General features: G+C 34.7%; 6 protein-coding genes and 1 pseudogene. 4 read left to right on the top strand and 3 right to left on the bottom strand.

Annotated features, from left to right (window positions below):
• Positions 1-45: 45 nt before the first annotated feature.
• Positions 46-3,447 carry a UvrD-helicase domain-containing protein gene (locus QUS22_RS05300; protein ID WP_289513947.1) on the top strand — a complete coding sequence of 1,134 codons (3,402 nt, stop codon included), beginning with the start codon at positions 46-48 and terminating at the stop codon, positions 3,445-3,447.
• A gap of 506 nt (positions 3,448-3,953) precedes the next feature.
• Here QUS22_RS05300 and QUS22_RS05305 read toward each other — a convergent pair.
• Genes QUS22_RS05305 through QUS22_RS05595 form a run of 3 tightly spaced genes read right to left on the bottom strand, consistent with a single transcriptional unit; the run spans position 3,954 to position 4,716 of the window.
• Complete coding sequence (locus QUS22_RS05305; protein ID WP_353477749.1) at positions 3,954-4,409, bottom strand: transposase; 456 nt, start codon at positions 4,407-4,409, stop codon at positions 3,954-3,956.
• A complete protein-coding gene (locus QUS22_RS05310) occupies positions 4,352-4,576 on the bottom strand; it encodes a hypothetical protein (protein ID WP_289513949.1) in 225 nt (74 codons plus the stop codon). The genes QUS22_RS05305 and QUS22_RS05310 overlap by 58 nt, the downstream gene beginning before the upstream one ends.
• The gene (locus QUS22_RS05595) at positions 4,474-4,716 is read right to left on the bottom strand and encodes a transposase (RefSeq protein WP_353477748.1); all 243 of its coding nucleotides are present in this window, start codon (positions 4,714-4,716) and stop codon (positions 4,474-4,476) included. Before QUS22_RS05595 ends, QUS22_RS05310 begins: the two co-directional genes overlap by 103 nt.
• A 245-nt stretch (positions 4,717-4,961) precedes the next feature.
• On the opposite strand from QUS22_RS05595, the gene QUS22_RS05315 reads away from it, so the two are divergent.
• The 3 genes and pseudogenes from QUS22_RS05315 to QUS22_RS05325 form a co-directional block, all read left to right on the top strand.
• A complete protein-coding gene (locus QUS22_RS05315; protein WP_289513950.1) occupies positions 4,962-5,435 on the top strand; it encodes a protein-disulfide reductase DsbD domain-containing protein in 474 nt (157 codons plus the stop codon).
• 176 nt (positions 5,436-5,611) lie between these two features.
• Positions 5,612-6,937 (top strand): alanine:cation symporter family protein, encoded by a 1,326-nt coding sequence (locus tag QUS22_RS05320; protein WP_289513951.1) that lies wholly within the window; start codon positions 5,612-5,614, stop codon positions 6,935-6,937.
• Between the two features lie 278 nt (positions 6,938-7,215).
• A pseudogene (locus QUS22_RS05325) lies at positions 7,216-8,394 on the top strand (hypothetical protein); the annotation flags it as partial.

Below are 8,394 nucleotides of genomic sequence, written 5' to 3' on the forward strand. Positions count from 1 at the left end.
TTGTAATGCTATTTCAGTCAAATTTTATACGATTTTTACCTTCTGATGAGATCAAATGCCATAAATCCCAATTTCTCTGTATGGGTAAATGCATCTGCTGGTACAGGCAAAACAAAAATCTTAATAGACAGAGTATTAAGACTTTTATTAGAAAACAAGAGAAATATTCTCTGCTTAACATTTACCAATGCTGCAGCAAATGAGATGGAAAATCGCATTCATAATACGCTGAGCAAGTGGGCAATATGTTCGGATAGCGAGTTAATTACCTCTCTAAAACAATTAGGCCTCTTACAGAACGGGAAAAAAGAAATCCGGATCCCAGTGTCAACCACTTGGATGACGGTGGGTGACGCTGGATCTAGAAAAAATGAAGTACTTGATCGTTATTTAACCCAAGCAAGAAGGCTCTTTTCTGAACTGGAAAACCTTGGTCTAACCATCCAAACCATACACGCTTTTTGTTACAAATTAATCTCCAGCTTTCCCATAGAAGCCGGTATTGCTCCAAATTGTACGCTGAGCGAATGTAAAGAATTACATTCCATCGTATTTGGCAAAACGCTTCATAACGAAACTGTGCAGGACAATATCAACCTTATTGCAGCTGAAATTGATGAAAATAAACTATGCGATCTGCTTTATACTTTATGCGTAAAAAGACCGTTGTCAGCAAATAATTTGGAATATATCAAGGATAAACTCAAAGTTCTAGATAAAACACATGATTTACAGAGTAAAATGACTGAGCACATAAAAAGATTAGCTGAAATATTAAGTAGGGGCAGCAAAAGAGATCAAAGTTACAGTGTAATGCTTTCTGATTGGTGCAACAGCACCAACAAGGAGAACATAGAAAACCTAGCCAAGGTATTTCTAAAATCAGAATCGCATGAGAAAAAAAGCATATCATCTATCATAACAAAGAGTACTTTGGAAAAATTTAGAGATGCGGAACAGACAATAGAAAATATTCAGAATGTAGTACTTACCCATATAAGAGATATGCACTCTTATCAAATATTCAAAAGAACCAGTAGCTTACTCGCTATATTTAAAGTATATGTTGACCTATACAATAGTGAAAAATCAAAGAATGCATTGCTTGATTACAACGATATAATTGATTTAGCAACAAATCTTCTTAGCAATCCAGACTATAAAGATTGGGTATTGTTTAATTTAGATCAAAAAATAGATCACATCCTTGTTGATGAAGCACAAGACAATAGCATCAATCAATGGAAAATTATCACAAATCTCTGTGATGAATTTTTTACCGGTGGTGATGAAAAACGAACCTTATTTGTCGTTGGTGATGTAAAACAATCCATTTACAGATTTCAAGGAGCAACCCCCCATTTGTTCAGCCACATGCAGCAATACTTTCACACAAAAACTGGTGGCAAAGATTGGGTATCATGCCAACTAGACAAGTCATTCCGCTCTACTCCGGAAATTTTAACATTTGTAGACAGAATATTTAACAATTTTCGTGAAGAGATATCTTTTGTTAATAGCGAAATAAAACACATTCCACATAGGGAAAACGATCAAGGATATATTGAAATTTGGCCGCTACTACCAAGGTGCAAAGAGGAAAAGCAACAAGCCTTACAAATTCATTTAACACAGAGAAAAGATTATATAATAACAGATCGATTACTTGCTCAGGCAATATCCCACAAAATTCACAACTGGTTAAATGAAGGGCGAATTTTAGTCGCTAAAGATCGCCATATAGAACCAAGAGATATTATGATTCTAGTACGGCAGCGAAATGTGTTAGTTGATTACATAATAAGCGAGCTTAAAAAAGCAAACGTGCCGGTTATAGGACGGGACTATTTTAGGATTATGGACTACATAGCTGTGCAGGACTTAATAGCTTTGGCCGAATTTTTGCTTCTTCCGGCAAATGATTTAGCTCTCGCAAATGCTTTAAAATCTCCGCTATTTAATTTCACCGACGATGATTTATTCAATATCGCATATAATCGTAAGGAACAGTCGTTATGGGAAAAACTTCAAGATTATTCTGGGGTTATCTATAGTGAATTAAACTATCTCATTAACTTATCTAACACAGAATCACCTCTCACATTATTTACACATATACTGCACACGGGCAAGAAGAAATTTGCCGCAAGGCTAGGTCTTGAGTGCTTCGAGATTCTGGATGAATTTATAAACCTTGTATTGCAATTTGAAAACCCATCTCTTCAAGCATTTATTCAGTGGATCAAAGAGAATAATCCGGAAATTAAAAATGATATGCAATCAGAACGCAATGTTGTGCGAATAATGACAATTCATAAATCAAAAGGTCTGCAAGCTCCCATAGTATTTTTGGTTGATACAAATACGGTACCAAGAAACAGTGAAAGCATTGTCTTTGATACAATGGAAATACCATTTTTGTGTGGAAAGAACACCAATGCTTATTGCGATCAAGTAAAAAGAGAAAAGAGACTAGAGGATTATAACGAATATTTGCGTTTGCTATACGTGGCGCTCACGCGTGCTGAAGATGAGTTATACATTTTAGGTAAAGAACCAGTGCAAAAAGGTTCTTGGTATAATCTGATCACTAAGTATGGAGAGTTATATGAAAGGAAACAATCATACTTACAGCCAATACTTAAAGAAAAAGTTGAAGTGCTATGCGTGAATGCAAACTATCCTTACATTTATAAAAAACGTGATTATTCTGACGTTCCCATGATTTCAATTCCACCAAACTTATCAATGTCATTCCAGCACTCTCTCTCGTCATTCCAGCATCCTCCCCTGTCATCCCAGTGCGTAATACTGGGACCCAAGAAAAAAAAAGGAGAATCAGCATCAGCTACTCACTCTTTAGTGTCATTCCAAGACTTGATGCTGGAATCCAGTGAAAAAACAGAATGGATCCCGGTTTCGGAACACAGGGATGACAAAAAAAGGAGCTCTGGAATGACAGATGGAGATACTGAAATGACAAAAAGTAGTACTGAAATGAAAGATGCCTATGCAAGAGGCCTAATAATCCACAGTATATTGCAATACATACCTCGAATAGAGAAAGACAGGAGAAAGAACTGGGTTAGGAAATACCTTGATAAAGTAAACACCAGTAAAGATAAGGATGAAATTTACAGTAAAATATTAGCCTTTAATGAAAAATATAATTACCTATTCGACTTAGAAGGTAAATCGGAAATTACACTGAGCGGAACAATTAATGGCGAACCAGTATTAGCACGACTGGACAGGCTATGTATAACTCAAGATAAAGCAATTATAGTTGATTACAAATCACACCGTAACGTTTCTGTTTCTTCATTAAATGAAATGAAAAAGCAGATGCTGACTTACAAAAACTTAGTACAAGAAATATATCCAAACAAGCAGGTAGAGTGCGTGGTTATTTGGGTGGAAGATTTAACTATTCAATCTGACTTTTGATGAAACTTGATTGCAAGAGTTGCTTTAACATAGATTCCACTAACGTGTAGTGGAATGACGGTTTTTCAGATTGTCAGAAAATTTAATCGCAAATGAGATGAATAAAGACTGGTCATGCGCTACCATTTATTGTAGAATAAATGTCCGTTCATTAACTTTTAGTCATAAGAAATTTACTAAATAAAAAAAAGGCAAAAGGGCTATATGAACTTTGGTTTGATAATAAATCACAAAGTAATTTATTACCTAAAGGCGAAAAAACAGAGTAAGAGTATCTTAATGGTATTATTAATGTAAGTTATAAGATAAACGAGTTGTGTAGAATATTGCATACAGTGGTAATTTAAGCTACTTATAATTCTCTTCGGCAACATGGTAAAAGCAGCAAACAAAAAAAGTAACCAACAACAAAGCAATTCTAATTCTAGTAAGAACAAAGCTAAAGAAAAGTAGATAGTTCATAACAGCTCGGTGTGCAAATGTAATGTTGGAGCATGTCTTCAAACTCAAAAATGAGCTAATTTGTCAAGCATAATAGTAATCATATTAAAGAAGATATTGTTTTGTGAAGTAAGAGGAGAGTGCTCATAACCTTTACTCATGCGCCTAAAATTGGATAGCCAATCAAATGCTCTTGCAACAATCCAACGTTTAGGAATAACCTGAAATCCTGTATCAACCACTTTCTTGGTGATCATTAACAAACATTCCGTTTCCAACAAACAGCGGTTTTGTAATTTACCTGTGTATTCCTGATCAGCAAAAAACTTACGTAGAGTTGGAGCTTTGCATCTAGCTTGAGCAAAAAGATTTAGAGCACCATCATGATCTTGAATGCTTTTGTGCACTTCAGCAGTAATTACAAGACCTACCGTATCTACAATGATGTGGCGTTTTCCACCCTTTATTCCTTTGCCAGAATCATATCCTCTGGATCCCCTTCTTGAGTTGTTTTCACTGATTGACTATCAATTATTCCTACTGAAGGTGTTTTATTTTTGCTAACCATTTTTCTTACTTCTTTTACTAGTGTATCATGTATTTTTTCCAATCTGCTATTGTTACGCCACTTAAGAAAATAGCCATATACCGTCTTCCACAGGAGAAATCCTTTGGTAGCATTTTCCACTGACAACTACCTCTCATTATATACCTTGTCGCATTAATAATTGCTCTAATATCACGCTTCCTTGGCCACCCTATCAATTCTTGTGCAACATGTGACTCCAAAATTTTCCATTCTTTATCACTTATATCACTTGGATACAATTTACCTCCCTATTTTTTTTGCTTACCTCATCTTACCCTCTTCGCTCCTTCACACTTCGATTGCCTAACAGCAGGAAGGCAGCATAAAAATTAACAAGCTCTAATAATATATCTATACTAGCATGACACTATATTAATAAATAATTTATATAATGTTATTTATTATGATAGCTAAAATCTAAATTACTTTCTCCATAAAGAGTAGTATCGTCTCTATAAAAACACATATATATTAAACATTGTTTTTGCTCTTTTTTTGTGCTCAACTGTATTCTGATGAAGAAGCTGCAAAATTTGATTTGCTTATTGGTAAGGCAAATGAAGCAAATCTTACTCTCGAAGGCGCAATAAAGATTTCAATAAAACCAGGTTGGCACATATATTATAAAGATCCTGGAGATTTTGGCCTTCCCACTTCTTTTGAATGCGAGGGTAGCACATCAAATATAAATATTTATTGGCCTATTCCAAAAGAACATAAAGATAAAGTAGAGAGAGTGACATTTATGAGTAACGTATATGAGGATACGGTGTTATTTCCCTTCAAGATGAATGTGTTTTCAAATCAAGGGTACATTGATCTTAACTTTCATATAAATTATGCGATATGTAAAGATAGGTGCATCCCTAAAAAGGCTGAAATAAAAACCAGGCAACCTCCAAAGAATTTTATAAATTCTGATGTCAGTAAACTCATAAATGAGTGGTATGAAAAGTAGAATTCTGAAGATGTAGTTGTCATTTCAGCGTACGAGACTGGTATATAGCTTATAGTCAAGCCATAGGATAACAAAAACAAGCTTCGTTAGTCATATGAACTCTCATAGATAATAGGTTAGGTATTTTCAACTTTTGTGTGTATACTTAGGTCAAAATGCTTACCTTCAGCACGTAAATGGATATAGTAAAGTTTGCTTTATTACTGCCAACAACATTACTCATACTAGTCGCTGGTGGTTACCTATCAGTTAAACTAAAGTGGCTACAAATATTTAGATTGCCGTACGCCTTTTCACTTATTGGAGTCAAGAGAGGAGAAAACAAACTTTCTTCTATAGCTGCCTTGTTTACAATCTTAGGGGGAAATTTAGGAGTAGGAAATATTTCAGGAACTGCTGTTGCTCTAAAAACCGGAGTACCGGGCTCTATTTTATGGATGGCAATAATTATTGTTATCACTTCCATAATAAAATATGTCACTTGTTACCTGAGCATAAGAAACAGAAAGGAAAAGAATGGAAGGTTTATAGGTGGTCCTATAGCCTACATGGCCAATGCATTTAACTCCAGAAAAGCCACAATTGTATTCCTAGTCATTATGATGATGAGCTCAATAACCGTTGGTAACCTTGTACAGGTAAATTCTCTGTCAATACCACTTGACATGATAGATGTACCTGTAGTTGTTGGTGGAATTATAATGGCCACAATATTTTTTGCTGTTGCAGCTCTCAGCTTAAAAAAGATTAAAATTTTTATATCGGCTATAATACCGATAATGACGATAAGTTACCTTATACTTTGTAGTATTATATTACTTAAGTTTAGTAAAAATATTCTTCCTTCTCTCAAACTGATAACAAGCAGTTTTTTTACAACTAGTAGCTTTAACTCTGGCTTATCTTTAGGTCTAATTCTAGAAATGTTAACCATTATTCAAGTAGGAACTTTGCGAGGTATTTTTGCAACAGACATAGGGCTTGGCCTCGAAGGAATTGTACACTCTTCAATTATTCCTAAGAATAATAATAATAAATTTATCATTGAGCAGAGCTTAATCACAATAATATCACCTTTTATAGTTGCATTTATAGTGTTTATTACGATGATGGTACTGCTTGTTACAGATTCTTGGGTCACTGACTTAGAGAGTACTAACATGTGCATATTTGCTTTTAGGAAAGCCATGAGTTGGCCTTATATTGACTATTTAATTATGGCCATAATGTTTTGTTTCGCTTTTACTACTCTTTTCACCTGGTTTTTTTGCACGAAACAAACAATAAGATATGTGTCTATGAACGATAAGTACACTAAAATCTGGATTGTAATTTTTACCGTGACCATTCCGCTTGGTGCAATAGGTAAAGTCCGATTGCTATGGGATATAGCTGATATTTCAATCGCTGCTTTATTGTTTATCAACATACTCGCTATACTTAAGCTAATTTCTCAAGACTCAGAAGTGTTTACTATGAGCAGCAGATATTTGAAGTTGTAAAAACAGAACTACAGCCAAAGCAATTTAGGCTGACCGAAATATGTTTATAGTTAGACTGGTCATTATAAGCAATACCTTAAGTTGTCATTCCAACGCATGACGCTGGAATCCAGATTTTTTAGACTGGATCCTATAGTTAAGCTATAAGATAAAAGAAGCGGAGCTATAGCTCGTGCTACTACGTTAACAGTATAACCTTCTTTATAAAAATTTTACCAATTCCCGTAATAATTATACTAGCTAAAACTAAAAGGCAGAAGGTTATTAGTGAGGGATATATGCACATTAACAATAAACAACAAGAACACAGTTACCATGAGTTCATTCAAAATTTCTCGTTCTTATTCAAAAAGATAAAAGAAAAAGATGAATCGATTCACACTACTTTGGCTAGCTTTAACACAGTAAAGTTTTTAATAGAGCGTGGTTGGATTGAGGATAAAGATGAAGATGAAGCATGTAAGGTTATTCTTCAAGAATACAACAAGATAATGAAAGCTAAACAAACTCCTGAAGCTACACAAAAGCTTGAAATCGACGTTAAAGAAAGGTTGAAAGAGTATATTGATGGTATTGTTGAAGGAGTTTCAATATACGGTAATCACGCAAGCATTACGCTGGAAGGCAATAAAAAAGAGTTTAAAATAAGCGAATTTTTGAACGATCCCTTTTATAAGAACAATGGAATTTCTGGATTTTCAATATTGTATAGTAAATATACAAGTGATAATACGAAGCTTGAGTGTGGAATGCACGGTTTTGTTTATGATAACATAAGACACTATGTAGTGACCGATGGTTCATATGAAATGAATCTGAGCTGGTATGATACAGGTGGAAACAAGTGTTCTATCAAAATCAATATTGATAAAGAGGGTGTAGAATTTATTGAAGGTAATATTACTGAAGGACAGTTAAAAACAGATCCGTTAAAAGTGAATAAGGATGTAAAAATAGGCGGTTTATTCTTGCATCAAATACAATTCAGGAAAAAAGGAAAAGAACAAGAAAATGCAGTGCAAAAAGACAGTCAATCATGTGAAACTATAACAAGAAAAGCTACTCACACAAATCGAGGGGTTGGATCTCAGACTACACATTCTGATAGTGGGAACGACTCAGATCACAAAAGTCAAGAGGGAAATGCTAAGAACAAAAGAACCCCTCCTCCACCACCACTTAAAACCAGTTCCCTTCGACCTAGAAAAGGTGCTTCTGATGGAAACCAAAAACTGGATAGAAATGAGCAAGAAAACTCAACGCCTAATAAAACATCGAAAAATATAAAAGAATTTCAAGCAAATCCTAACAGTCACACAAGCAGCAGAAACGACTCTGGCTTTTCGTCTCCGACTACTGATCATAATCAATCTCAAGTAGATTCGAAACACCTAACCAGGAAGCTTGAGGAAGAGAAGTTAAATCACCAAAAAGAAGATGAAACATTAGAAGAACAT

The sequence above is a fragment of the Wolbachia pipientis genome, assembly GCF_030373985.1.
GTDB classification, from domain to species: domain Bacteria; phylum Pseudomonadota; class Alphaproteobacteria; order Rickettsiales; family Anaplasmataceae; genus Wolbachia; species Wolbachia pipientis_D.

Excerpts from the sequence above, each read along its gene's own strand:
- QUS22_RS05320 (WP_289513951.1), top strand. The coding sequence starts at position 5,612 with ATGGATATAGTAAAGTTTGCTTTATTACTGCCAACAACATTACTCATA.
- QUS22_RS05300 (WP_289513947.1), top strand. The coding sequence starts at position 46 with ATGAGATCAAATGCCATAAATCCCAATTTCTCTGTATGGGTAAATGCA.